Source organism: Klebsiella spallanzanii (assembly GCF_902158555.1).
Taxonomy (GTDB): domain Bacteria; phylum Pseudomonadota; class Gammaproteobacteria; order Enterobacterales; family Enterobacteriaceae; genus Klebsiella; species Klebsiella spallanzanii.
The window spans coordinates 1-375 of sequence record NZ_CABGGS010000031.1; the positions used below are offsets into that span (position 1 = coordinate 1).

1 pseudogene is annotated in these 375 nt (G+C 63.2%); it reads right to left on the reverse strand.

The annotated features are described in order from the left end of the window. Window positions 1–375, reverse strand: a pseudogene (hmsH, locus tag FN082_RS17840) (poly-beta-1,6 N-acetyl-D-glucosamine export porin PgaA); the annotation flags it as partial.

A 375-nucleotide genomic window follows, 5' to 3' on the forward strand; every position in this document is an offset into this window, starting at 1 on the left:
TCAATTTGCTTAAGGGCGATAAAAGAGGAGATGACCCAGCCGATGGCCCAGTCGGGAACGGTCTGCTGCTGCGCGATCAGGCTTTGGTATTCGCGGATGACCTGCGCGTACTCGGCGCTGGCGTACAGCGCGCCCAGACGATCAATACGCGCCCGGATGATGTCGGGCGCAGCCTGTGGGTCGGGGTGCCAGGCGGCGATCATCGCGTCATACTGCGTGAGCGCCGTGCGGGCCAGCGCGTAACGCGCCTTTTCTTCGCGGGAAGGGGTATCGGCAAGGCGCACCAGTTCGGCGGCGGCGTTCAGCTGCAAGTTACGCTTTTCCGCAGGCGTCAGTTCGACGCTATTCGCCAGGCCGAGAGCAGGGGAATCAATC